This is a genomic window from Serratia sp. TMDUHS_CL, from assembly GCF_037137105.1.
Lineage (GTDB): Bacteria > Pseudomonadota > Gammaproteobacteria > Enterobacterales > Enterobacteriaceae > Serratia > Serratia nevei.
Genome location: NZ_JBBBDV010000008.1, coordinates 39,284 through 63,410, shown reverse-complemented (window position 1 = coordinate 63,410; position 24,127 = coordinate 39,284). Strand labels below are relative to the sequence as shown.

The 24,127-nt window shown below is 60.7% G+C and carries 23 protein-coding genes; 17 read left to right on the top strand and 6 right to left on the bottom strand.

The window, feature by feature from the left end; genetic code table 11:
• Window positions 1-224: 224 nt before the first annotated feature.
• Window positions 225-896: a 7-carboxy-7-deazaguanine synthase QueE gene (gene queE, locus WCL58_RS15730; protein WP_047728915.1), complete on the top strand. Its 672-nt coding sequence runs from the start codon at window positions 225-227 to the stop codon at window positions 894-896.
• Window positions 897-925: 29 nt separating this feature from the next.
• Here the strand turns inward: queE and queD are convergent, their stop codons facing one another.
• Window positions 926-1,285: a 6-carboxytetrahydropterin synthase QueD gene (gene queD, locus WCL58_RS15725; RefSeq protein ID WP_004932638.1), complete on the bottom strand. Its 360-nt coding sequence runs from the start codon at window positions 1,283-1,285 to the stop codon at window positions 926-928.
• A gap of 436 nt (window positions 1,286-1,721) precedes the next feature.
• On the opposite strand from queD, the gene cysJ reads away from it, so the two are divergent.
• The 3 genes from cysJ (at window position 1,722) to WCL58_RS15710 (ending at window position 6,035) form a co-directional block, all read left to right on the top strand.
• Window positions 1,722-3,524, top strand: a complete 1,803-nt coding sequence (cysJ, locus tag WCL58_RS15720) for an NADPH-dependent assimilatory sulfite reductase flavoprotein subunit (RefSeq protein WP_336851359.1) — start codon at window positions 1,722-1,724, stop codon at window positions 3,522-3,524.
• Complete coding sequence (gene cysI, locus WCL58_RS15715) at window positions 3,524-5,239, top strand: assimilatory sulfite reductase (NADPH) hemoprotein subunit (RefSeq protein ID WP_038871907.1); 1,716 nt, start codon at window positions 3,524-3,526, stop codon at window positions 5,237-5,239. Before cysJ ends, cysI begins: the two co-directional genes overlap by 1 nt.
• Before the next feature lie 61 nt (window positions 5,240-5,300).
• Entirely contained in the window at window positions 5,301-6,035 is a 735-nt protein-coding gene (locus tag WCL58_RS15710) for a phosphoadenylyl-sulfate reductase (protein ID WP_336851358.1), read from the top strand.
• Window positions 6,036-6,090: 55 nt separating this feature from the next.
• Here WCL58_RS15710 and WCL58_RS15705 read toward each other — a convergent pair whose 3' ends face one another.
• A complete protein-coding gene (locus tag WCL58_RS15705; RefSeq protein ID WP_060422571.1) occupies window positions 6,091-7,161 on the bottom strand; it encodes an aminopeptidase in 1,071 nt (356 codons plus the stop codon).
• Window positions 7,162-7,421: 260 nt separating this feature from the next.
• Here WCL58_RS15705 and cysG point away from each other — a divergent pair, with 260 nt between their 5' ends.
• From cysG to WCL58_RS15680, 5 genes are all read left to right on the top strand, one after another.
• Complete coding sequence (gene cysG / locus WCL58_RS15700) at window positions 7,422-8,852, top strand: siroheme synthase CysG (protein ID WP_060440757.1); 1,431 nt, start codon at window positions 7,422-7,424, stop codon at window positions 8,850-8,852.
• Window positions 8,853-8,874: 22 nt separating this feature from the next.
• Window positions 8,875-9,783 (top strand): sulfate adenylyltransferase subunit CysD, encoded by a 909-nt coding sequence (cysD, locus tag WCL58_RS15695; RefSeq protein WP_004932620.1) that lies wholly within the window; start codon window positions 8,875-8,877, stop codon window positions 9,781-9,783.
• Window positions 9,784-9,794: 11 nt separating this feature from the next.
• Entirely contained in the window at window positions 9,795-11,222 is a 1,428-nt protein-coding gene (gene cysN, locus WCL58_RS15690; protein ID WP_084826840.1) for a sulfate adenylyltransferase subunit CysN, read from the top strand.
• A complete protein-coding gene (cysC, locus tag WCL58_RS15685; RefSeq protein ID WP_336851357.1) occupies window positions 11,161-11,850 on the top strand; it encodes an adenylyl-sulfate kinase in 690 nt (229 codons plus the stop codon). The genes cysN and cysC overlap by 62 nt, the downstream gene beginning before the upstream one ends.
• An 84-nt stretch (window positions 11,851-11,934) precedes the next feature.
• Window positions 11,935-12,261: a DUF3561 family protein gene (locus tag WCL58_RS15680; protein ID WP_164119960.1), complete on the top strand. Its 327-nt coding sequence runs from the start codon at window positions 11,935-11,937 to the stop codon at window positions 12,259-12,261.
• A 52-nt stretch (window positions 12,262-12,313) separates the two neighbouring features.
• Here WCL58_RS15680 and WCL58_RS15675 read toward each other — a convergent pair whose 3' ends face one another.
• The 3 genes from WCL58_RS15675 to WCL58_RS15665 form a co-directional block, all read right to left on the bottom strand.
• Window positions 12,314-13,036, bottom strand: a complete 723-nt coding sequence (locus tag WCL58_RS15675) for an amino acid ABC transporter ATP-binding protein (RefSeq protein WP_336851356.1) — start codon at window positions 13,034-13,036, stop codon at window positions 12,314-12,316.
• Window positions 13,020-13,739 carry an amino acid ABC transporter permease gene (locus WCL58_RS15670; protein ID WP_042706788.1) on the bottom strand — a complete coding sequence of 240 codons (720 nt, stop codon included), beginning with the start codon at window positions 13,737-13,739 and terminating at the stop codon, window positions 13,020-13,022. The genes WCL58_RS15675 and WCL58_RS15670 overlap by 17 nt, the downstream gene beginning before the upstream one ends.
• A gap of 114 nt (window positions 13,740-13,853) precedes the next feature.
• Window positions 13,854-14,624 carry a basic amino acid ABC transporter substrate-binding protein gene (locus WCL58_RS15665; protein WP_039568898.1) on the bottom strand — a complete coding sequence of 257 codons (771 nt, stop codon included), beginning with the start codon at window positions 14,622-14,624 and terminating at the stop codon, window positions 13,854-13,856.
• Window positions 14,625-15,027: 403 nt separating this feature from the next.
• On the opposite strand from WCL58_RS15665, the gene ftsB reads away from it, so the two are divergent.
• From ftsB to rpoS, 8 genes are all read left to right on the top strand, one after another.
• Window positions 15,028-15,348 carry a cell division protein FtsB gene (gene ftsB, locus WCL58_RS15660; protein WP_016929043.1) on the top strand — a complete coding sequence of 107 codons (321 nt, stop codon included), beginning with the start codon at window positions 15,028-15,030 and terminating at the stop codon, window positions 15,346-15,348.
• A gap of 3 nt (window positions 15,349-15,351) precedes the next feature.
• Window positions 15,352-16,059, top strand: a complete 708-nt coding sequence (ispD, locus tag WCL58_RS15655) for a 2-C-methyl-D-erythritol 4-phosphate cytidylyltransferase (RefSeq protein WP_060422529.1) — start codon at window positions 15,352-15,354, stop codon at window positions 16,057-16,059.
• A 10-nt stretch (window positions 16,060-16,069) separates the two neighbouring features.
• Window positions 16,070-16,543: a 2-C-methyl-D-erythritol 2,4-cyclodiphosphate synthase gene (gene ispF / locus WCL58_RS15650; RefSeq protein WP_336851355.1), complete on the top strand. Its 474-nt coding sequence runs from the start codon at window positions 16,070-16,072 to the stop codon at window positions 16,541-16,543.
• Between the two features lie 4 nt (window positions 16,544-16,547).
• Window positions 16,548-17,594, top strand: coding sequence for a tRNA pseudouridine(13) synthase TruD (gene truD, locus WCL58_RS15645; RefSeq protein ID WP_336851354.1), 1,047 nt, complete (start codon window positions 16,548-16,550; stop codon window positions 17,592-17,594).
• Window positions 17,575-18,336: a 5'/3'-nucleotidase SurE gene (gene surE, locus WCL58_RS15640; RefSeq protein WP_084826836.1), complete on the top strand. Its 762-nt coding sequence runs from the start codon at window positions 17,575-17,577 to the stop codon at window positions 18,334-18,336. Before truD ends, surE begins: the two co-directional genes overlap by 20 nt.
• On the top strand, window positions 18,330-18,956 hold the full coding sequence (locus WCL58_RS15635) for a protein-L-isoaspartate(D-aspartate) O-methyltransferase (protein WP_047728898.1): 627 nt from the start codon (window positions 18,330-18,332) through the stop codon (window positions 18,954-18,956). Before surE ends, WCL58_RS15635 begins: the two co-directional genes overlap by 7 nt.
• A gap of 325 nt (window positions 18,957-19,281) precedes the next feature.
• Window positions 19,282-20,280: a murein hydrolase activator NlpD gene (gene nlpD / locus WCL58_RS15630; protein ID WP_038871876.1), complete on the top strand. Its 999-nt coding sequence runs from the start codon at window positions 19,282-19,284 to the stop codon at window positions 20,278-20,280.
• Window positions 20,281-20,334: 54 nt separating this feature from the next.
• Window positions 20,335-21,333, top strand: a complete 999-nt coding sequence (rpoS, locus tag WCL58_RS15625; RefSeq protein WP_004932578.1) for an RNA polymerase sigma factor RpoS — start codon at window positions 20,335-20,337, stop codon at window positions 21,331-21,333.
• A 79-nt stretch (window positions 21,334-21,412) separates the two neighbouring features.
• On the opposite strand, the gene mutS is transcribed toward rpoS, so the two are convergent.
• Window positions 21,413-23,968: a DNA mismatch repair protein MutS gene (gene mutS, locus WCL58_RS15620; protein ID WP_336851353.1), complete on the bottom strand. Its 2,556-nt coding sequence runs from the start codon at window positions 23,966-23,968 to the stop codon at window positions 21,413-21,415.
• Between the last annotated feature and the right edge of the window lie 159 nt (window positions 23,969-24,127).

Here is a 24,127-nt window from a genome sequence, read left to right as displayed (position 1 = left end):
GTCAAATATAATTATCTTATTTGTTAACTGCGTGTTGTTTTCTGTGGAGCAGGTTGCACCGCGGATGAAAGGCCAAAGCACGACTCACAAATTAAATGAGCGCCATTGGCGGTGGGATATGCTAGCGGCGGCGCGGAGAATAAAATTTAATACAATTTTGGCCGTTTGGTCGGCGGGCCGGAATCTGCGATAATCGCTTTTTACTTTTCCAGATTGAGAAACCGATGCAGTACCCGATCAATGAGATGTTCCAAACCTTGCAGGGCGAAGGCTTTTTCACCGGCGTGCCGGCCATTTTTATCCGCCTGCAGGGCTGCCCGGTAGGGTGCAGTTGGTGCGATACCAAACATACCTGGGAAAAGGAAGCCAATCGGGAAGTCGACCTGCAACGGATCCTGGTCAAAACAGAGGAAAGCGACGCCTGGGGCAATGCCGGCGCCGAGCAGCTGCTGGCGGTGATGCGCCAACAAGGTTACACCGCGCGCCATGTGGTGATCACCGGCGGCGAACCCTGCATCTACGATCTGACGCCGCTGACCGAGCTGTTCGAACAGCATGGCTACGGCTGCCAGATTGAGACCAGCGGCACCCACGACATTCGCTGTTCCGCCAAAACCTGGGTGACGGTTTCGCCGAAGGTGAATATGCGCGGCGGCATGAAGGTGTTGGATCAGGCGCTGCGGCGCGCCGACGAGGTGAAGCATCCGGTGGCGCGCGAGCGCGACATCGAGGCGCTGGACGCGCTGCTGGCGACGCTGCAGGACGACAAGGCACGGATTATTGCGCTGCAGCCGATCAGCCAGAAAGAAGAGGCGACCCGCCTGTGCATCGAAACCTGCATCGCGCGCAACTGGCGGCTGTCGATGCAGACCCACAAGTATCTGAACATCGCCTAAAATCAGGGCGCCTTTGGGCGCCCTTTCTTTTAACCTTTATATACGCATCCCGCAGTACAGGTCTCTTTCACCATCACCGCAGTCAGTTCCGGCAACTGGGGCTTGAGCTGCTGCCAAATCCAGGCGGCGAGCACTTCGCTGGTGGGATTTTCCAATCCTGGAATATCGTTCAGATAATGGTGATCCAACCGCTCCCAGATCGGGGAAAACACAGCCTTGAGCTCGGCGAAATCCATCACCCAACCGGTGTGGGGGTCCACTTCACCGGTCACTTCCAGACGCACCATAAACGAATGCCCATGCAGACGGCCGCATTTGTGGCCCTCCGGTACGTGCGGCAAACGGTGTGCGGCTTCAAACTGAAAATCTTTAAACAGCGTGGTTGCCATTATTACGGCCTCATTGACTCAAAAACCGCCGCATAGTACCGGAAAGCGCGCCTGCTTGCCATTTATACCGTTATGGTCTACCGCCACAGCAAACGCACCCGGTTAACACTTTTTTTGTTTGGTGTTTGCGGCACCTATCGGCTGGGGTAATGAGCCGAAATGTTGAACGGTGAAAAAATGATGAAAAAAAGTGCTTTATTTTCATCTGGATAAAAAACTTTGTTTAACGGTTTAAGCGTTATCCCTTACCAGAAAAACAGCTTAGTCATTTTGGTTATGATTTATTGCTATCCCTTATTTAATCGTTGCTATTCTGCTCGGTAACCTTACAAACTCTCCTGATCTTTTCCGCACACCCGACGCAGCGAAGAGACAGCGACTGGCACTGGCGCGCGCCTGGCAGGAAAGGCGCTAAGTATAGGAAATAAGTACAGCAATGACGACTCAGGCTCCTCCAACATCTTTGCTCCCGCTGACGCCCGAACAGCTGGCGCGCTTGCAGGCGACGATCGGCGACTATTCGCCGACGCAGCTGGCGTGGCTGTCCGGTTATTTTTGGGGCATGGTCAATCAACAGCCCGGAGCCGTGGCCATTGCGCCTGTCGCCCCTGCGGCTGCGGCCGCCATCACCATCATTTCCGCTTCGCAGACCGGCAATGCGCGCCGCCTGGCGGAGCAGCTGCGCGACGATCTGTTGGCCGCCAATCTGAGCGCCACGCTGATCAGCGCCGGCGACTACAAATTCAAACAGATAGCGCAAGAGCGCCTGCTGGTGATCGTCGCCTCCACGCAGGGGGAGGGCGAACCGGCGGAAGAAGCGGTGGCGCTGCATAAATTCCTGTTCTCGAAGAAGGCGCCGAAGCTGAATGATACCGCTTTTGCGGTGTTCGGGCTGGGCGACACCTCTTATGAGAATTTCTGCCAGTCTGGTAAGGATTTCGACGGCAAGCTGGCCGAGCTGGGCGCCGAGCGCCTGGTGGAGCGCGTGGACGCCGACGTGGAGTACCAGGAACTGGCCGCCGCCTGGCGCAAACAGGTGGTATCGGTGCTGAAGGCGCGCGCGCCGGCGGAAAGCGCCGCGCCGGGCGTGTTGGCCAGCGGCGCGGTCGATCTGATCGACAGCAGCCCGTACAGCAAGGAACAGCCGCTCACCGCCCAACTGGCGGTCAATCAGAAAATTACCGGCCGCGCGTCGGATAAAGACGTGCGCCATATCGAGATCGATCTGGGCGACTCCGGCCTGCGCTATCAGCCGGGCGATGCGCTCGGCGTATGGTTCGACAACGATCCGGCGCTGGTGGACGAACTGGTGCAGCTGTTGTGGCTGAAAGGCGACGAGCCGGTCGAGGTGGAAGGGCAAACCCTGCCGCTGGCGCAGGCGCTGCGCAGCCATTTCGAACTGACGCAGAACACCACGCCGATCGTCGATAAATACGCCGCGCTGTCGCGCGATGAAACGCTGATCGGCCTGTTGGCGGATAAAGCCGCGCTGCAGCACTATGCGCACAACACGCCGATCGTTGACATGGTGCGTCAGGCGCCGGCGGACCTGAGCGCCGAACAGCTGGTCGGTCTGCTGCGCCCGCTGACGCCGCGCCTGTACTCCATCGCCTCTTCGCAGGCGGAGAACGAAAGCGAAGTGCACATCACCGTGGGCGTGGTGCGTTACGACATCGACGGGCGCGCCCGCAGCGGTGGCGCCTCCGGCTTCCTGGCGGATCGCCTGGAGGAGGACGGCGACGTGCGGGTGTTTATCGAACACAACGACAATTTCCGCCTGCCGGCCAATCCGGAAGCGCCGGTGATCATGATCGGCCCGGGCACCGGCATCGCGCCGTTCCGCGCCTTTATGCAGCAGCGCGACGCCGACGGCGCCGACGGCAAGAACTGGCTGTTCTTCGGCAACCCGCACTTTACCGAAGATTTCCTGTATCAGGTCGAATGGCAGCGCTACGTGAAAGACGGCCTGCTGACCCGCATCGATCTGGCCTGGTCCCGCGACCAACAACATAAAATATACGTACAAGACAAACTGCGCGAACAGGGCGCGGAAGTGTGGCGCTGGATTCAGGAAGGCGCGCACATTTACGTCTGCGGCGATGCCAATCGCATGGCGAAAGACGTGGAAAACACATTACTGGAACTGGTGGCCGAGCACGGTGGCATGGATACCGAGCAGGCGGATGAATTTTTAAGTGAGCTGCGCCTTGAGCGCCGTTATCAGCGAGATGTTTACTGATGAGTGATAAACACCCCGGGCCTTTGGTAGTCGAAGGCAAACTGGCCGATGCGGAGCGCATGAAGAAGGAGAGCCACTTCCTGCGCGGCACTATCGCCGAAGATTTAAATGACGGCCTGACCGGCGGCTTCAACGGCGACAACTTCCTGCTGATCCGTTTCCACGGCATGTACCAGCAGGATGACCGCGACATTCGCGCCGAACGCGCCGAGCAGAAGCTGGAGCCGCGCCACGCCATGATGCTGCGCTGCCGCCTGCCGGGCGGCATCATCAGCCCGCAGCAGTGGCTGGGCATCGACAAGTTCGCGCAGGAGAGCACGCTGTACGGCAGCATTCGCATTACCAACCGCCAGACGTTCCAGTTTCACGGCATTCTGAAAGGCAACGTCAAACCGGTGCACCAGCTGCTGAACCGCCTGGGGCTGGACGCGCTGGCGACCGCCAACGACGTGAACCGCAACGTGCTGTGCACCTCCAACCCGGTGGAGTCCGAGCTGCATCAGGAAGCCTACGAGTGGGCGAAGAAGATCTCCGAACACCTGCTGCCGCGCACCCGCGCCTATGCCGAGGTGTGGCTGGATCAGGAAAAGGTGGCCACTACCGACGAAGAGCCGATTCTGGGGCCGACCTACCTGCCGCGTAAGTTCAAAACCACGGTGGTGATCCCGCCGCAGAACGACGTCGATCTGCACGCCAACGACATGAACTTCGTGGCGATCGCCGAAAACGGCAAGCTGGTAGGCTTCAACCTGCTGGTGGGCGGCGGGTTGTCCATCGAGCACGGCAACAAGAAAACCTACGCGCGCCAGGCCAGCGAGTTCGGCTACATTCCGCTCGAACATACGCTGGCGGTCGCGGAGGCCGTGGTGACCACGCAGCGCGACTGGGGCAACCGCACCGATCGCAAGAACGCCAAAACCAAATACACGCTGGAGCGCGTCGGGGTGGACGTTTTCCGCGCCGAAGTGGAAAAGCGCGCCGGCATCACCTTCGCGCCGATCCGGCCGTATGAATTCACCGGCCGCGGCGATCGCATCGGTTGGGTGAAGGGCATCGACGATCAGTGGCACCTGACGCTGTTTATCGAGAACGGCCGCCTGCTGGACTATCCGGGGCGCCCGCTGAAGACCGGCATGGCGGAGATCGCCAAGATCCATAAAGGCGACTTCCGTCTGACGGCGAACCAAAACGTGATCATCGCCGGCGTGCCGGAAAGCGAGAAGGCAAAGATCGAAGCCCTGGCGCGCGATCATGGCTTGATCGACGACGAGATCAGCGAGCAACGCAAGAACTCGATGGCCTGCGTATCGTTCCCGACCTGCCCGTTGGCGATGGCGGAGGCCGAGCGCTTCCTGCCGCAGTTCGTCACCAAGGTGGAAGGGATCATGCATCGGCACGGGGTGGGCGACGAGCATATCGTGCTGCGCATCACCGGCTGCCCGAACGGCTGCGGCCGCGCGCTGCTGGCGGAGCTGGGGCTGGTGGGCAAGGCGGTCGGCCGCTATAACCTGCATTTGGGGGGCAACCGCGAAGGCACGCGCATTCCGCGCATGTACCGCGAGAACATCAACGAAGACGAGATCCTGAGCGAGATCGACCTGTTGGTGGGGCGCTGGGCGAAAGAGCGTAATGCCGGCGAAGGCTTCGGCGACTTCACCGTTCGCGCGGGCATCGTCAAACCGGTGCTGGACCCGGCGCGAGATTTCTGGGAGTGAGGCCGGGCGGCCCCTGGGCAGAGGGGCCGCACAGGTAATTTCAAGTAGCAGGAGAGACAACATGGCTGAATTCGATCTGGCGGCGCTGAACGCGTTGCCCAAATCCGGGCAGGCGCTGGCATTGGCGGTGGTCAACGGCCAACTGGAGACCCTCAGCGCCGAACAGCGCGTTGCATGGGCGCTGGAGCATCTGCCCGGCGAGTTCGTACTCTCGTCCAGTTTCGGCATTCAGGCGGCGGTGTGTCTGCACCTGGTGACGCGCATCCGGCCGGATATCCCGGTGATCCTGACCGACACCGGTTACCTGTTCCCGGAAACCTACCGCTTTATCGATCAACTGACCGACCAGCTGAAGCTGAATCTGCAGGTGTTCCGCGCCGAACAGTCTCCCGCCTGGCAAGAGGCGCGCTACGGCAAGCTGTGGGAACAGGGCGTGGAAGGGATTGAAAAGTACAACCAGATCAACAAGGTCGAACCGATGAACCGCGCGCTGGAGACGCTGGGGGCACAGAGCTGGTTCGCCGGCCTGCGGCGCCAGCAGTCCGGCAGCCGCGCCAATCTGCCGGTGCTGGCGGTGCAGCGCGGGGTGTTCAAGATCCTGCCGATCATCGACTGGGACAACCGCAAGATTTACCAGTATCTGACCGAGCACGGGCTGAGCTATCACCCGCTGTGGGAGCAGGGCTACCTGTCGGTAGGCGATACCCACACCACCCAGAAGTGGGAACCGGGTATGAGCGAGGAAGAGACGCGTTTCTTCGGGCTGAAGCGCGAGTGCGGCCTGCACGAAGGCTAAACGAGGCGAATCACACGACAGGGCTCAGCAATGCTGGGCCCTGTTTTTTTGCGGGCTACTTTTTCTTCTGTGCTTTCGGCGGGTGCGCCTGTGCCAGCTCTTTGATCAGCGGCAGCAGGATCTGCACGCTGTCGCGGCTGCGTTTGTCGATCCGCCCCGGCAGGTAGCGATCCAGGTACTGCAGGTTGTCATACTGCGGGCGGTGCCAGGTAATGCCCTGCGGGAAGTGCGGGCTGACGGCGCGCTGCTGGTAGCCGTCTTTATCGCCCAGCGACCAGTTGGTGGCCTCCACCGACAGCACCGGGATGCCTGCGGCGTCGAATACCTCTTGATCGGAGCAGCAGCCGGTGCCCTTCGGATGCTGTGCGCTGCCCGGATTGCTGGCGGCGGCGATGCCGTAGCGATGGGCGATATCCAGCGCGCGATCGCGGGAGCGTTTCGCCATCTGCGGCGGCGTGTTGCGCCCGGCGTTGAAGTACAGACGATCGCCGGTGATCAGGCTGTCGAGGTTGATCACCAGCACGGTGTTGCTTTTCTCTTCCGCGCTCATGCGTTGCAGGTAGTTCTGTGCGCCCAGCGAGCCGAGCTCTTCGGCGCTGGTGGCGACGAAGCGCAGGCCGTAGGCGGTGGGGATGCTTTTCAGGCGCTCCGCCAGTTCCAGCATCACGCCGATGCCGGAGGCGTTGTCGTCGACGCCCTGCAGCGTCAGGCCGCCGAGGTTGTTATCCAGATCTTCGTCGCTCTGCGGCGTGTAGGTGTCGAAGTGGGCGACGATCACTATCTGTTTCGGGCTGTCGCCGTTGCGGGCGGCGATCACCGAGCTGGCGGTGACGTTGTTCCAGTTCTTCTTGCCGTCTTTGCTGGTGTAGAGGTAGCGAGTGTTGACGCTGCGAATGTCGCTTTGGTAACCCATCTTGGCGAACTGCTGCTTCAGGTAGTCGGCGGTGAGCAATTCGGCCGGGCTGCCCGCCATGCGGCCGGGGAAGTAAGTGGCGATGTGGCGGGTCTGTTCGGCGGCGAAACGGCCCATTGGCGCGTCTTTTGCGGGCTGTGCGGCACAAACGCTGAAGACGCCGCCGAGTGCGAGGGCCAGCAGGCTGGTCTTCAGGTAAAAACGGGAAAACATACCGAAAAATCCTTCTTTGCTATCGGCGCTGCCGATCATTTTTCTGCGGCACCCAGTATGAGACGCCGGGCGGCATTACACAATTTCCCCGTCTCTTAATTTTCGCGTGGACGCGCAAACCGCCGTGCGATTATCACCGTTTGCCTCCTGCGTTGCGGCCTATATTCCATAAAGGAACTAATCATTCCTTTTCGTCATTTCAGAGGCTAAATCTCAGCCCGTATAGTCACACTATCTTTCTGTTATATGAAAAGGCTGTTGTGGACTATCTACCAATATTCGCCGATCTGAAACAACGTCCGGTGCTGGTCGTTGGCGGCGGTGACGTGGCTGCGCGCAAAGTCGATCTGCTTCAGCGCGCCGGGGCTGAAATACGGATAGTTGCGCAGTCGCTCTCACCGGAACTGGAACAACAACGTCAGCGAGGGCAACTGCTCTGGCTGGGGAAAACCTTTGACCCGCCGCAGCTGGACGACGTGTTTCTGGCGATCGCCGCCACGGACGACAACGCGCTGAACGCCGCGGTGTTTGCCGAAGCGGATAAACGCCGGGTGTTAGCCAACGTGGTGGACGACCAGCCGCGCTGCTCGTTCATCTTCCCGTCGATCATCGATCGCTCGCCGCTGGTGGTGGCCGTATCGTCCAGCGGCCAGGCGCCGGTGCTGGCGCGGTTGCTGCGCGAAAAGCTGGAGGCGCTGCTGCCCGCCAGTTTGGGGCAGATGGCGCAGGTGGCGGGCCGCTGGCGCGGCCAGGTCAAACAGCGGCTGGCCTCGATCGGCGAGCGTCGCCGTTTCTGGGAGAAAACCTTCGGCGGCCGTTTCGCCACGCTGGTGGCCAACGGCCAGACGGCGCAGGCGGAGCGGCAGCTTGAGCAGGATTTGCAAAGCTTCGCCGCAGGCGATGAAGGCGCGCAGGGTGAGATAGCCTTGGTGGGCGCCGGGCCGGGCGACGTGGGGCTGTTGACCCTGCGCGGGCTGCAGGTGATGCAGCAGGCGGACGTGGTGCTGTATGACCATCTGGTCAGCGGCGAGATCCTCGATCTGGTGCGCCGCGACGCCGAGCGCATCTGCGTGGGCAAGCGCGCCGGCGCGCACTCGGTGATCCAGGAAGAGACCAACCGGCTGTTGGTGGCGCTGGCGCAGCAGGGCAAACGCGTGGTGCGCCTCAAGGGCGGCGACCCGTTCATCTTTGGCCGGGGCGGCGAAGAGCTGCAGGTAGCCGCCGCCGCCGGCATTCCGTTCCAGGTGGTGCCGGGCGTCACGGCCGCCGCGGGGGCGACCGCCTACGCCGGCATTCCGCTGACGCACCGCGACCACGCGCAGAGCGTGACCTTTATCACCGGCCACTGCCGCCCCGACGGCGATGGCCTGGACTGGGCCGATCTGGCCCGGGCGCGGCAGACGCTGGCTATCTACATGGGCACCATGAAGGCGGCGGACATCAGCCAACGCCTGATCGCCCACGGCCGCGCTGCCGATACGCCGGTGGCGGTGATCAGTCGCGGCACGCGCGCCGATCAGCAGGTGCAGATCGGCACGTTGGATCAATTGGAACATCTGGCCCAACGGGCGCCGCTGCCGGCGCTGCTGGTGATTGGCGAAGTGGTGGAACTGCACCATCAAATCGCCTGGTTCGGGCATCAATCGCAGACGGAAGGGGCCGCGCGCCCGGCCGTCGTGAATTTGGCATAGGCAAGGCTTTTAAGGACCTGTTATGGACGAAAAACGACTCACTCATTTGCGGCAATTGGAGGCGGAGAGTATCCATATCATCCGTGAAGTCGCCGCTGAATTCGCCAACCCGGTGATGCTGTATTCCATCGGCAAAGACTCTTCCGTGATGCTGCATCTGGCGCGCAAGGCGTTCTTCCCCGGCACGCTGCCGTTCCCGCTGCTGCACGTCGATACCGGCTGGAAGTTCCGCGAAATGTACGAGTTCCGCGATCGCACCGCGAAAGAGTACGGCTTCGAGCTGCTGGTGCATAAAAACCCGGAAGGGGTGGCGATGGGCATCAACCCGTTCGTGCACGGCAGCGCCAAGCATACCGACATCATGAAGACCGAGGGCCTGAAGCAGGCGTTGAACAAGTACGGTTTCGACGCCGCCTTCGGCGGTGCGCGGCGCGACGAGGAGAAATCGCGCGCCAAAGAGCGCATCTATTCGTTCCGCGATCGCTTCCACCGCTGGGATCCGAAAAACCAGCGGCCGGAGCTGTGGCACAACTACAACGGCCAGATCAACAAAGGGGAGAGCATCCGCGTCTTCCCGCTGTCGAACTGGACCGAGCTGGACATCTGGCAGTACATCTTCCTGGAAAAGATCGACATCGTGCCGCTGTACCTGGCGAAACCGCGCCCGGTGGTGGAGCGCGACGGCATGCTGATGATGGTGGACGACGATCGCATCGATCTGCAGCCGGGCGAAGTGATCAGCCAGCGCATGGTGCGTTTCCGCACCCTGGGGTGCTGGCCGCTGACCGGCGCGGTGGATTCGCAGGCGCAAACCCTGCCGGAGATCATCGAAGAGATGCTGGTCTCCACCACCAGTGAACGCCAGGGGCGGATGATCGACCGCGATCAGTCCGGCTCGATGGAGCTGAAAAAGCGTCAAGGGTATTTCTAAGGAGCCGCCGGATGAACAACGCAATTGCACAACAAATCGCTGACCAGGGCGGCGTCGAATCCTACCTGCACGCGCAGCAACACAAGAGCCTGCTGCGCTTTCTGACCTGCGGCAGCGTCGACGACGGCAAAAGCACCCTGATCGGTCGCCTGCTGCACGATACTCGCCAGATCTACGAGGATCAGCTGTCGACGCTGCACAGCGACAGCAAACGCATCGGCACCCAGGGCGAGAAGCTCGATCTGGCGCTGTTGGTGGACGGCCTGCAGGCCGAGCGCGAGCAGGGCATCACCATCGACGTGGCCTATCGCTATTTCTCGACCGAAAAACGCAAATTTATCATCGCCGATACCCCAGGGCATGAGCAGTACACCCGCAACATGGCCACCGGCGCCTCCACTTGCGATCTGGCGATCCTGTTGATCGACGCGCGCAAAGGGGTGCTGGACCAGACTCGTCGCCACAGTTTTATCGCAACCCTGCTGGGCATTCGCCATCTGGTGGTGGCGGTGAACAAAATGGATCTGGTGGACTACCAGGAAGCGGTGTTCGAGCAGTTCAAACAAGATTACCTGACCTTTGCCCAGCAGCTGCCAGGCGATCTGGACATCAAATTCGTGCCGCTGTCGGCGCTGGACGGCGACAACGTGGCGAGCGAAAGCGCCCATATGCCGTGGTACAGCGGCCCGACGCTGCTGGAAGTGCTGGAGAGCGTTGACGTGGTCAGCGAGCGAGAAAACCAGCCGCTGCGTTTCCCGGTGCAGTACGTCAACCGCCCGAACCTCGATTTTCGCGGCTATGCCGGCACGCTGTCCGCCGGCGTGGTGCGGGTGGGGCAACGGGTCAAGGTGCTGCCTTCCGGCGTGGAGTCCAGCGTGGCGCGCATCGTGACCTTCGACGGCGATCTGCAAGAGGCGGTCCCGGGCGAGGCGATTACGCTGGTGCTGAAGGATGAGGTGGACATCAGCCGCGGCGATCTGCTGGTCGACGCCGGCGAAAGCCTGCAGGCGGCGCAGAGCGCGCTGGTGGACGTGGTATGGATGGCCGAGCAGCCGCTGGTGCCGGGCCAGAGCTACGACATCAAGATCGCCGGTAAAAAGACCCGCGCCCGCGTGGAGAGCATCCGCCATCAGGTGGAGATCAATACGCTGGCGCAGCACCCGGCAGACACGTTGCCGCTTAACGGCATCGGTCTGGTGGAGCTGACCTTCGACGAGCCGCTGGTGCTGGACAGCTATCAGAGCAATCACGACACCGGCGGGCTGATCTTCATCGATCGCATGAGCAACGTCACGGTAGGCGCCGGTCTGGTGCGCGAAACGCTGCAGGCCACCCCGGCGGCGCACGGCGAGTTCAGCGTCTTCGAGCTGGAGCTGAATGCGCTGGTGCGCAAGCACTTCCCGCACTGGGGCGCACGCGATCTGCTCGGTGGTCGATAAGGTGGCCGCCGAACTGAGGGCGACCGGGCCGGACGATGAGAACGTGGTTTGGCATCCGCACGCGGTGACGCGCGCGGATCGCGAAGCGCGCAACGGCCATCGCGGCGCGGTGTTGTGGTTTACCGGGCTGTCCGGCTCGGGCAAATCCACCGTCGCCGGCGCGCTGGAGCAGGCGCTGCACGGGCTCGGCGTCAGCACCTATCTGCTGGACGGCGATAACGTGCGCCATGGCCTGTGCCGCGATCTCGGCTTCTCTGACGAGGATCGGCGCGAGAACATCCGCCGGGTGGGGGAAGTGGCCAAACTGATGGTGGATGCCGGGCTGGTGGTGCTGACCGCGTTCATTTCGCCGCACCGCGCCGAGCGGCAGATGGTGCGCGAGATGCTCGGCGACGATCGCTTTATCGAGGTGTTCGTCGATACGCCGTTGGCGATCTGCGAGGCGCGCGATCCCAAGGGATTGTATAAGAAAGCGCGCGCCGGCGAGCTGCGCAATTTCACCGGCATCGATGCGGTGTACGAGGCGCCGCAGCAGCCGGAAATCCACCTCGATGGCCAACAATTGGTAACAAATTTGATTGCGCAATTGTTAGACGTGTTGCGTGGTCAGGCTATTATCAAACCCTGAATTCAAAAAAAGCGTGTGGCGTTTTTCGCCATGCGCTTTTTACTCTAAGCCGCCGCAGAGCGAGCCGAATAACCAGGGATCACTATGCAAAATGTCACGCCTATCTTGATCGACTCCAAGCAGTCAAAACAGGAGAAAGAGGAGCCTTCTTATTCTTTCCTGGGCGGCGTCAGCGGCTTTGTTTTCTACTGGCTGGCGTTCGCGTTGCCGTTTTTGGTTTACGGTTCCAACACGCTGTTTTTCCTGCTCTATACCTGGCCATTCTTCCTGGCGCTGATGCCGCTGTCGGTGCTGATCGGCATTACCCTCAGCATGCTGCTGCGCGGTCGTCTGATCCTGACGCTGTTGCTGACCGGCGTCGTTGTGCTGTGCCTGTTCTGGCTGGTATTCAGCTTCCTGACCGGGTGGTGAGAGAGCGGGCGCCGATGCCGGCGCCCGCAGGATTGCAAAGCCGTGCCGAAGGTTACAAAACTTTGCTCAGAAATGCCTGAGTGCGCGGATTGGTTGGCTGGCTGAAGATCTGCTGCGGCTTTCCCTCTTCCTGAATGATCCCTTGATCGATAAACAGCACCCGGTCCGCCACTTCGCGGGCAAAGCCCATCTCATGCGTGACGACCACCATGGTCATGCCCTCGTGGGCCAGCGACTTCATCACCGCCAACACTTCGCCCACCAGCTCCGGGTCGAGCGCGGAAGTCGGCTCGTCGAACAGCATGATCTTCGGCTCCATCGCCAGCGCGCGGGCGATCGCCACCCGCTGCTGCTGGCCGCCGGACAGGCTGTTGGGGTAGGCGTCTATCTTGTCGAGCAGCCCGACCTTGTGCAGCAGCTGCTCGGCTTGCGCGATGGCTTCGGCGCGCGGCCGTTTCTTCACGCTCACCGGTGCCATGATGATGTTTTCCAACACCGTCATGTGCGGGAACAGGTTGAAGCGCTGGAACACCATACCTACGCTTTCACGCATCTTGTTTAGGTCGGTTTTTTGATCGTGAACGGCGAAGCCGTTGACCTCGATCTCGCCGCCGGAGAGCGTTTCCAGCGCGTTGATGCAGCGCAGGAAGGTGCTCTTCCCGGAGCCGGAAGGGCCGATGACGCACACCACTTCGTTGGCGGCGATCCGGCAGGAAATGCCGCGCAGCACGTGGCTCTCGCCGAACTGTTTTTGCAGGTTATGTACGCGAATCACTTTTACCGAACCTCTTTTCCATGTGTTGCACCAGCAGCGAGAGCAGGAAGGTGATGACCCAATAGACCAGCGAAATGGTCAGGTAGGGCTCCCAATAGGTGGCGTAGGCGCCGGAGACGGTGCGGGCGGCATAGGCCAGATCCGCCAGGCCGATGGCGGAGGCCAGCGACGAATCCTTGACGATAGCGATGGCGTTGTTGCCCAGCGGCGGCAGCATGCGGCGGAAGGCCTGCGGCAGGATCACCTGGCGCATGGTCTTGCCGTAGCTCATGCCCAGCGAGCGCGAGGCCTCCATCTGGCCGCGGTCAATCGACTGGATCCCGGCGCGGAATATTTCCGACACATAGGCGCCGGCGTTGAGCGTGATCGCCACTACGCAGGAGAGAAAGGCACCGTAGTCAGCGCGCAGCGCGCGGGCAAAATCGACGCTCATCAGGCCGCTGGTGACCAGCAGGCCGTCGCGCGGGTTGATGAACAGCGGCACCAGCGCGAAGTGTACCACCATGATCTGCACGAACAGCGGCGTGCCGCGAAAGGCGCTGATGTAAATGCGCACCGGCCACTGAACGCCGTAATGCAGGATGGGTTTCCAGATGCCGTGCGGCGCCTGCGCCAAACGGCCCAGCCCGAGGATCAATCCCCAGGTGGTGCCCAGCAGCACGCAGATGATGGTGCATTTGATGGTCATCCAGGCACCTTCCATAAACAGCGGCGCGTATTCCTGGATGATCTCCCAGCGGAAGTTCAAAGGGTGTTCCTTCTTGGTAGGCTGAAATGGTGGTGCGCCGACGGCCTGGCGGGCACCGGCGACAGGGCATTATTCCGCCGGCAGCGTCGGTACGTTGCTGTCGAACCAGGTTTGGTAAATCTTGGCGTAGGTGCCGTCGGCGACGATTTTCTTCAGGCCGGCGTTGATCTTGTTACGCAGTTCGTCGTTGCCTTTGGCGACGGCGATGCCGAAATACTGGCGCTCGAACTTGGCGTCGGGCACCAGCTTGAAGGCTTTCTCAGGGTGGGTTTTGATATAGAACTTGGCCACGCCGACGTCGCCGACCGCCGCGCCGATGCCGTCTTCATACAGCTCCTGCAGCATCAGCGGGGTATTGTCGAAGCGCTTGATGGCGGTGCTGTTTTTGCCCAGCACGTCGGACACCACGATGTCGCCGGTGCTGGAGTTCACCACGCCGACCTTCAGCGCTTTCAGCGCGGCGATGGAGTCTACCGTCGAGTCCTGCGGCACCACGATAGCCTGCTCGGCCGGGAAGTAAGGCGCCGAGAAATCAACCATTTGTTTGCGCTTGTCGGTGATGGTGATGCCGGAAATGATGATGTCGCGATCGCCGGAATTCAACGTGGCGAAGATCCCCTCCCACGGCGTATTGATCAGTTTGATCTGGAAGCCTTCGGCTTTGGCCACCGCTTTGATGATGTCGATGTCGAAACCTTCCAGCTGTTTTTGGCTGTTTTCAAACTCGAACGGCCGATAGGTGCCGCCGGAACCGACGACGTAGGTAGGTTCAGCCGCCAACGCGGCGGTGGAGAAGGTGGCGGCCAGGCAGGCGCCGATCAGAACTAAACGTTTTAACATCGCGATCCCCGATAATGAAAGGTTATATATTGGAATTATTTATGCACTAGTAGTGCATAAAAATAAGCCTCAATGAATGAAAGCACAACCCCTGCATAAGGATTATTCTTTCTATGGTGGTAAATATTCACTTTTTGCATTGTGGCGGAGTAAGCGATGGGGCAGAAAGCGGCGGTGCAGTGGTTCTTGCTGCATAATGGGTGAAGGGCAGTGTGTGCCTCATTGGAAAACGCGTCGTGCGCATCGGGTGTAAGGGGCTTTTTTTGCCGCTTTCGCCGCGGAATTGGGCGATAAACTCGGGAACCCTTCATCCGTATTCTGAATTTGGCGTTGAAATGCCGCTCTCAGTGTGGAGTCCAACGAAAAGTTGTGGGATGATTGGTCGGTTTTTCAGGGGGCGGAGATGGGAAAACTTACGCTGCTATTGCTGGCATTGCTCGGTTGGTTACAGTATTCACTGTGGCTGGGCAAAAATGGTATTCACGATTACGTGCGAGTCAATGAAGACGTTGCGGTCCAACAGGGCAACAACGCCAAGTTGAAAGCGCGTAACGATCAGCTGTTTGCCGAAATCGATGATTTGAACGGCGGTCAGGAAGCGATCGAAGAGCGAGCGCGTAATGAGCTGGGCATGATCAAGCCCGGTGAGACTTTCTATCGTCTGGTTCCTGACCAATCCAGACGCAACGCGGCGTCTTCCTCGCAAAATAACGCACAAAAATAACGCATGAATCACTCCGCAGGCACCTTTCCCTCGGTGATTGCCGTCCTGCCCGCTGCCGGTATCGGCAGCCGCATGCAGGCGGAATGCCCGAAGCAATATTTAACCATCGGCCGGCACAGCATCGTCGAGCACGCCATCCACGCCCTGTTGCGTCATCCGCGCATTGAGCGGGTGATCGTGGCGATCGGCCCCGAAGATCGCCAGTTCGAACAGTTGCCGATCGCCCAGGATCCGCGGGTGATCGTCACCGAGGGCGGCAGGCAGCGCGCCGATTCGGTGATGGCCGGGCTGAAGCTGGCGGGCGATGCGGACTGGGTACTGGTGCACGACGCTGCACGCCCCTGCCTGCACGCCGACGATCTCGAGCGCCTGCTGGCGATCACCGCACACAGCAAGGTCGGCGGCATTCTCGCCGCCCCGGTGCGCGACACCATGAAACGCGCCGAACCCGGCCGCGAAACCATCGCCCACACCGTCGAACGCCAGGATCTGTGGCACGCGCTGACGCCGCAGCTGTTTCCGCTGCCGCTGCTCAAGCAGTGCCTGCAGCGCGCGCTGGATGAAGGTGCGAACGTCACCGACGAAGCCTCGGCGCTGGAGCATTGCGGTTATCATCCGCAGCTGATCGCCGGCCGGGCGGACAACATTAAAGTAACGCGGCCGGAGGATTTGGCGCTGGCGGCGTTTTATTTGACTCAGTTGGACAATTAAGGAGCGCATCATGCGTATCGGTCACGGTTTTGACGTACATAAATTCGGCGGCGAAGGCCCGCTGGTGATCGGTGGCGTTCGCATCCCTTACGACAAAGGTTTGCTGGCCCACTCCGACGGCGACGTCGTGCTGCATGCCGCGACCGACGCCCTGCTGGGCGCGGCGGCGCTGGGCGATATCGGCAAGCTGTTCCCCGATACCGATCCGGCGTTCAAAGGCGCCGACAGCCGCGAACTGCTGCGCGAAGCCTGGAAACGCATCCGCGCCAAAGGATACCGCCTCGGCAACCTCGATATCACCATCATCGCTCAGGCGCCGAAAATGGCGCCGCACATCCCGCAGATGCGCGTCTTCCTGGCGGAAGATCTGCAGTGCCATATGGATGACGTCAACGTGAAGGCCACCACCACCGAGCAGCTCGGTTTCACCGGGCGCGGCGAGGGCATCGCCTGCGAAGCGGTCGCCTTGCTGATCAAGGAATAACCGCATGAATATGGCGAATCTGACCTGGCTGCATGGCCGGCCGCAGAGCACCGGGGTGTTGAAAGCCAATCCGGAAGATTTCGTGGTGGTGGAAGACCTGGGCTTTGCGCCGGACGGTGAAGGCGAGCACGTACTGGTGAACATCCGTAAAAACGGCTGCAATACCCAGTTCGTGGCCGATTATCTGGCGCGCTTCGCCGGTATTCACGCCCGTTCCGTCAGCTATGCCGGCTTGAAGGATCGCCACGCGGTGACCGAGCAGTGGTTCTGCCTGCATATGCCGGGTAAGGACACGCCGGATTTCTCCCGGTTTACGCTGGAAGGCTGCGAGGTGCTCTCGTACGCCCGCCATCTGCGTAAAATGCGCATTGGCAACCTGAAGGGCAACCACTTTACGTTGGTGCTGCGCCAGATTTCCGACCGGCAGGACGTGGAACGCCGCCTGCAGGCCATCGCCGCGCAGGGCGTGCCGAATTACTTCGGCAGCCAGCGTTTCGGCCGCGGCGGCAACAACCTGGTGATGGCGCGCCGCTGGGCGAATGACGAAATTCGCGTCAAAGAGCGCAGCAAGCGTAGTTTCTACCTGTCCGCCAGCCGCAGCGCGCTGTTTAATCAGGTCGCGAGCAGGCGCCTGGCCGACGGCCTGCAGCGCACCGTGCTGGAAGGTGACGCCCTGCAGCTGAGCGGCCGCGGCAGCTGGTTTGTCGCCAAAGCTGATGAACTGGAGACGCTGCAACAGCGCTTGGATGCCGGCGAGCTGGTTGTCACCGCGACGTTGCCGGGCGACGGCGAGCCGGGTACTGCCGGCGATGCGTTGGCATTTGAACAACAATGCTTGGCGGAGCAGCCGGAATTGCTTACGCTTTTAAAGCGTGAGCGTGTCGAACCCGCTCGTCGGGCCCTGCTGCTGCAGCCGCAAAATATGCTGTGGAACTGGTGGGATGACGTTTCCGTGGAACTGCGCTTCTGGCTGCCGGCAGGCAGCTTCGCCACCAGCGTAGTTCGCGAGATCATGCAGCAGGATGACAGTGATGCGGATATTGCTGAGTAACGATGACGGCGTCAGCGCTCCGGGCATTCAGGTGCTGGCGGCGGCGCTGCGGGAATTCGCCGAGGTGCAGGTCGTGGCGCCGGATCGTAACCGCAGCGGCTCTTCCAATGCGCTGACGCTGGAATCGCCGCTGCGCACGCAGACGCTGGCCAACGGCGATATTGCGGTGCTGCAGGGGACGCCGACCGACTGTGTCTATCTTGGTGTCAACGCACTGATGCACCCGGCACCGGATATCGTGGTCTCTGGCATCAACGCCGGGCCGAATTTGGGCGACGATGTCATCTATTCCGGCACCGTCGCAGCGGCGATGGAGGGCCGGCATTTGGGGCTGCCCGCATTGGCGGTGTCGTTGAACGGCCACCAGCACTATGCGACTGCCGCCGTCATTACCTGCCGTATCCTGCGCGCGTTGCGGCGAGAGCCGTTGCGTACCGGAAAAATCCTGAATATCAACGTACCGGATCTGCCCCTGGCGGAGATTAGAGGCCTGCGCGTTACCCGCTGCGGCAGCCGCCATCCCGCCGACAAGGTGTTCTGCCAGCAGGATCCGCGCGGACAAAATCTCTACTGGATCGGGCCGCCTGGTGATAAATTTGATGTCGGGCCGGATACCGACTTTGCGGCGGTGGAACAAGGCTATGTGGCGATCACGCCGCTGCAGGTGGATTTGACCGCCTACGCGGCGCAGGAAGTCGTGAAAACATGGTTAACCAAGGCAGAGGTTAGCGGGGAATGGTGAACAAGCGTATGCAAACATTGCTGACGCAGCTGCGGCAGCAGGGGATCCGGGACGAAAAGCTGCTGCGGGCGATCGAAGCGGTGCCGCGTGAGCGTTTTGTCGACGAAGCGCTGGATCATAAGGCCTACGAAAACACCGCGCTGCCGATCGGCTCCGGCCAGACCATTTCCCAGCCTTATATGGTGGCGCGGATGACCGAACTGCTGAATTTGAAGCCCACTTCACGGGTGCTGGAGATCGGCACCGGTTCCGGTTATCAGACCGCTATCCTGGCACATCTGGTGCAACACGTTTGTTCCGTCGAGCGCATCAAGGGGCTGCAGTGGCAGGCCAAGCGCCGCCTGAAGCAGCTCGATCTTCATAATGTTTCCACCCGCCACGGCGACGGCTGGCAGGGCTGGGCATCGCGCGGTCCGTTCGATGCGATCATCGTCACCGCCGCACCGCCGGAGATCCCGCAGGCGCTGGTGGAACAATTGGACGACGGCGGCATTTTGGTGCTGCCGGTGGGCGAGCAGGCCCAAACCCTCAAACGCATTCAACGCCATGGCAACGAGTTCGTTGTCGATGCGGTGGAAGCGGTGCGCTTTGTCCCGCTGGTGAAAGGCGAATTGGCCTAGCGATTGTCTGATTTTTCGACAGTCTGCAAAATCTGTTGCACTTTCATCACGTCCGGATAAGGTTTTCTCGTTCCAATCAGGCTAATTTTCACTAGAATTGGCCTTTCTACGTAGTTGTCTTATGGTGCGGCAACGCCAATGTGGTTAGCATTGGCGCGCGTTTTGATGCTCCGGCGGGAGATGACCTGGCGTTCAGGGATCGGCCGGCGGCGCCTTTACATCGCAGGGACTGGGAAGTGGCAAAAGCTCGGCTACGATGTAAAGGGTATTTTGGATATATCACTGATATTGCTGTCATGGGGGAAGCATGAGCACGGGAAGCCCAATGATTACGTTACGCCGGGTAGCGGTGTGTACGATGGTAAGTTTGTGGTTGGCGGGTTGTACGAACAATGCCTCGACGTCGGCCCCTATCAGCAGCGTGGGTGGCGGCGGTGCCGTTCCATCCGGCAATAATAATGGCGGGGCGCAGCAGGTCAGCCCCGAGGGCCGCATTGTCTATAACCGCAGTTATAACGCTATCCCTAAAGGGAGCTACAGCGGCGGTGAAACCTACACGGTCAAGCGCGGCGACACGCTGTTTTATATCGCCTGGATCACCGGCAACGATTTCCGCGACCTGGCGCAGCGCAACAATATTCCTGAGCCATACAGCCTGAATGTTGGCCAAACCATTCAGCTTGGTAATGGTTCTGCCAACGGCGGCGGCGGCATGCTGGCGACGACAGACGCGACCAAAGGCGGCGTTCCGAAGCCACCTTCCAGCTCCCAGATCCAGACGGCAACGGTTGATTCTCAATCAACTAACGCGTATTCTGAAAACTCGGGTAAACAGAATGTAGGTAAGATGTTACCTGCAGCAGGTGCCGCAGCGGTTGGGACCGCGACTGCGCCTGTTACCGCACCGGAAGCCGCTCCACCCGTGAGCAGCACCGTCAGCAACAGTTCTCCGGTCAGTACCTGGAGATGGCCGACTGACGGTAAGATTATTGATAACTTTTCCTCATCAGAAGGTGGGAATAAGGGCGTCGATATCGCCGGTTCCCGTGGGCAGCCTATCTTCGCTACCGCCGATGGCCGCGTAGTGTATGCCGGCAACGCTTTACGGGGTTACGGTAATCTAATCATCATCAAACACAATGATGATTACCTGAGCGCCTACGCTCATAACGACACAATGCTGGTCCGGGAACAACAAGAAGTGAAGGCGGGTCAAAAAATAGCCACCATGGGTAGCACCGGTACCAGTTCAGTACGTTTGCATTTTGAAATTCGTTACAAGGGGAAATCCGTAAACCCGCTGCGTTATCTTCCGCAGCGATAGATTGGGCAGAATACGCTGAGATTCTGCTCGCGGTATCACGGGTAGGAGCAGCATATGAGCCAAAATACGCTGAAAGTTAACGAGTTACATGATGATGCGGATTTCGACGAGAATGGAGCTGAGGCTGAGTCGTTTGATGAAAAAGCGCTGGTAGAAGAAGAGACCAGCGAGAACGATTTAGCGGAAGAAGAGCTGTTGTCTCAAGGCGTTACGCAACGCGTATTGGATGCGACGCAGCTCTATCTGGGTGAGATCGGTTATTCACCTCTGCTGACCGCAGAGGAAGAAGTCTATTTTGCGCGGCGTGCTCTGCGCGGTGACGTGCCGTCCCGCCGCCGCATGATTGAAAGCAACCTGCGGCTGGTGGTGAAAATCGCCCGCCGCTACAGCAACCGCGGTCTGGCGCTGCTGGATCTGATCGAAGAGGGTAACCTCGGTCTGATTCGCGCAGTGGAAAAATTCGACCCGGAACGCGGTTTCCGCTTCTCCACTTACGCAACCTGGTGGATTCGTCAGACGATTGAACGGGCGATCATGAACCAAACCCGTACCATTCGTTTGCCTATCCATATCGTCAAAGAACTGAATGTCTATCTGCGCACCGCGCGCGAGCTTTCCCACAAGCTGGATCATGAACCGAGCGCTGAAGAGATTGCCGAGCAACTCGACAAGCCGGTGGATGACGTCAGCCGCATGCTGCGTCTGAATGAGCGCATCACCTCGGTGGATACGCCGCTGGGCGGGGATTCGGAGAAAGCGCTGCTGGACATTCTGGCCGACGAGAAGGACAACGGGCCTGAAGACACCACGCAAGACGACGATATGAAGCAAAGCATCGTCAAATGGTTGTTCGAACTGAACGCCAAACAGCGTGAAGTGTTGGCGCGCCGTTTCGGCCTGCTGGGCTATGAAGCGGCGACGCTGGAAGACGTAGGCCGGGAGATTGGCCTGACGCGTGAGCGCGTCCGTCAGATTCAGGTTGAAGGCCTGCGCCGCCTGCGTGAGATTCTGCAGATGCAGGGCCTGAGCATTGAGGCGCTGTTCCGCGAATAACGCCGGTTGTTGAACCGCATCAAATAAAAACGGTGAGCATGATGCTCACCGTTTTTTTATGCCCGCGTTTGGCGCCAGACTACACCATATTTTTCAGCCGGTAGATCCATTCCAGCGCCTGGCGTGGCGACAGGGAATCCGGATCCAGCGCCTCCAGGGCTTCTACCGCCGGCGAGGTCTCTTCCTGCAGCAGCGTCATCTGGGTGGCATCGACGCTGCCCGAGGCGGTGTGGCTGGAGATAGACTCCAGCTCGCGCAGCTTCTGACGGGCGCGCTTGATGACGTCGCGCGGCACGCCGGCCAGCGCGGCGACCGCCAGGCCATAGCTTTTGCTGGCAGCCCCGTCCTGCACGCTGTGCATGAAGGCGATGGTATCGCCATGTTCGAGCGCGTCCAGATGCACGTTGACCACGCCTTCCATTTTCTCCGGTAGCGTCGTCAGCTCGAAGTAGTGGGTGGCGAACAGCGTCATCGCCTTGATGCGGTTGGCCAGGTTCTCGGCGCAGGCCCAGGCCAGCGACAGGCCGTCGTAAGTGGAGGTGCCGCGGCCGATTTCATCCATCAACACCAGGCTGTGCTCAGTGGCGTTGTGCAGGATGTTGGCGGTTTCGGTCATCTCCACCATGAAGGTAGAGCGGCCGGAAGCCAGATCGTCCGCCGCGCCGACGCGGGTGAAGATGCGATCCACCGGGCCGATAGTGGCCTTGGTGGCCGGCACGTAACTGCCGATGTGCGCCATCAGCACGATCAGCGCCGTTTGCCGCATATAGGTACTTTTACCGCCCATGTTCGGGCCGGTGATGATCAGCATGCGGCGCTGTGGCGACAGGGTGAGCGGGTTGGAGATAAACGGCTCACTCAGCACCTGCTCTACCACCGGGTGGCGACCTTCGGTAATGCGGATCCCCGGCTGTTCACTCATGGTTGGGCAAGCGTAGTTCAGGGTATCGGCGCGCTCGGCCAGGTTGGCCAGCACGTCCAGCTCGGCCAGTGCGGTGGCGCTTTGCTGCAGTTCCGCCAAGTGCGGCAGCAGCAGATCAAACAGCTCGTCGTACAGGCTTTTCTCGATCGCCAGCGCCTTACCCTTGGAGGTGAGCACTTTGTCTTCGTACTCTTTCAATTCCGGGATGATGTAGCGCTCGGCGTTTTTCAGCGTCTGGCGGCGCACATAGTGGATCGGCACCAGGTGGCTTTGGCCACGACTGACCTGAATGTAGTAGCCGTGTACGCCGTTAAAACCGACCTTGAGCGTATCCAGCCCCAGTTTTTCACGCTCGCGGATCTCCAGCCGATCGAGGTAGTCGCTGGCGCCGTCGGCCAGTGCGCGCCACTCGTCCAGTTCGCTGTTGTACCCGGGGGCGATCACGCCGCCGTCGCGCACCAGCACCGGCGGCGATTCAATGACCGCGCGTTCCAGCAGCTCACGCAGCTCGTCGAACTGGCCCACCTGTGACAGCAGCTGCTGCACGTGCGGGGTGTCCACGTCTTGCAGCAGCGCGCGGATGTCCGGCAGTTGCTGGAAAGCATGGCGCATGCGCGCCAGATCGCGCGGCCGCGCGGTGCGCAGCGCCAGACGCGCCAAAATTCGCTCCTGATCGCCCACCTGACGCAGAGAAGGCTGCAGATCGCTGAACAGGTCCTGCAATGCGCCGATCGCCTGTTGGCGGGCGGTGAGAACCTTGATATCGCGGGTCGGCATGTGCAGCCAGCGTTTCAGCATGCGGCTGCCCATCGGCGTGACCGTGCGATCGAGGATCGCCGCCAGCGTGTTGTCGCTGCCGCCGGACAGGTTTTGCGTCAGCTCCAGATTGCGGCGGGTCGCGGCGTCCATGATGATGCCGTCCTGCTGGCGCTCCATGGTGAGGCCGCGAATGTGCGGCAGTGAAGTGCGCTGGGTATCTTTGACGTACTGCAGCAGGCAGCCGGCGGCGCGCAGCGCCTGGTGCGCCTGCTCGACGCCAAAGCCGGTCAGATCGCGGGTGCCGAACTGCAGGTTGAGCTGCTGACGCGCGGTCTCAAGCTCGAATTCCCACAGTGGGCGGCGGCGCAGGCCGTGGCGCTGTTCTATGAGCGCCATTTGTTCGAAGGTTTCCGGGTAGAGCAACTCGGCCGGATTGGTGCGCTGCAGCTCGGCGGCCATGGTTTCCAGATCCTGCGGCTCGGCGACGCGGAAGCGGCCGGAGCTGACGTCCAGTGTGGCGTAGCCGAAACCGCGCGCGTCCTGCCAGATCGCCGCCAGCAGGTTGTCCTGACGCTCTTGCAGCAGCGCTTCGTCGGTGATGGTGCCGGGGGTGACGATACGCACCACTTTGCGTTCGACCGGCCCTTTGCTGGTGGCCGGATCGCCGATCTGCTCGCAGATGGCGACGGACTCGCCGAGCTGCACCAGCTTGGCTAGGTAGTTCTCCACCGCGTGGTGCGGCACGCCGGCCATCGGGATCGGTTCACCCGCCGAGGCGCCGCGTTTGGTCAGCGAGATATCCAGCAGTTGGGAAGCGCGCTTGGCGTCGTCGTAAAACAGCTCGTAGAAGTCGCCCATGCGGTAGAACAGCAGGATTTCAGGATGCTGGGCCTTGAGGCGCAGGTACTGCTGCATCATCGGCGTATGCGAATCGAGTTTATCGGTGCTATTCATGCGATTATTTTTCCAATCCATTGAATGTAAAGGGAACTGTGATTTTCATTGTCGTCATTCGCTATCACATTGTTTCAGCAGGCGCCGCCCCATTCAGCGCTTGCCGGGCGGCGCAAATCAAATCATCAAAACGCCAGACGGCGCGCTCAAACCTGAGGT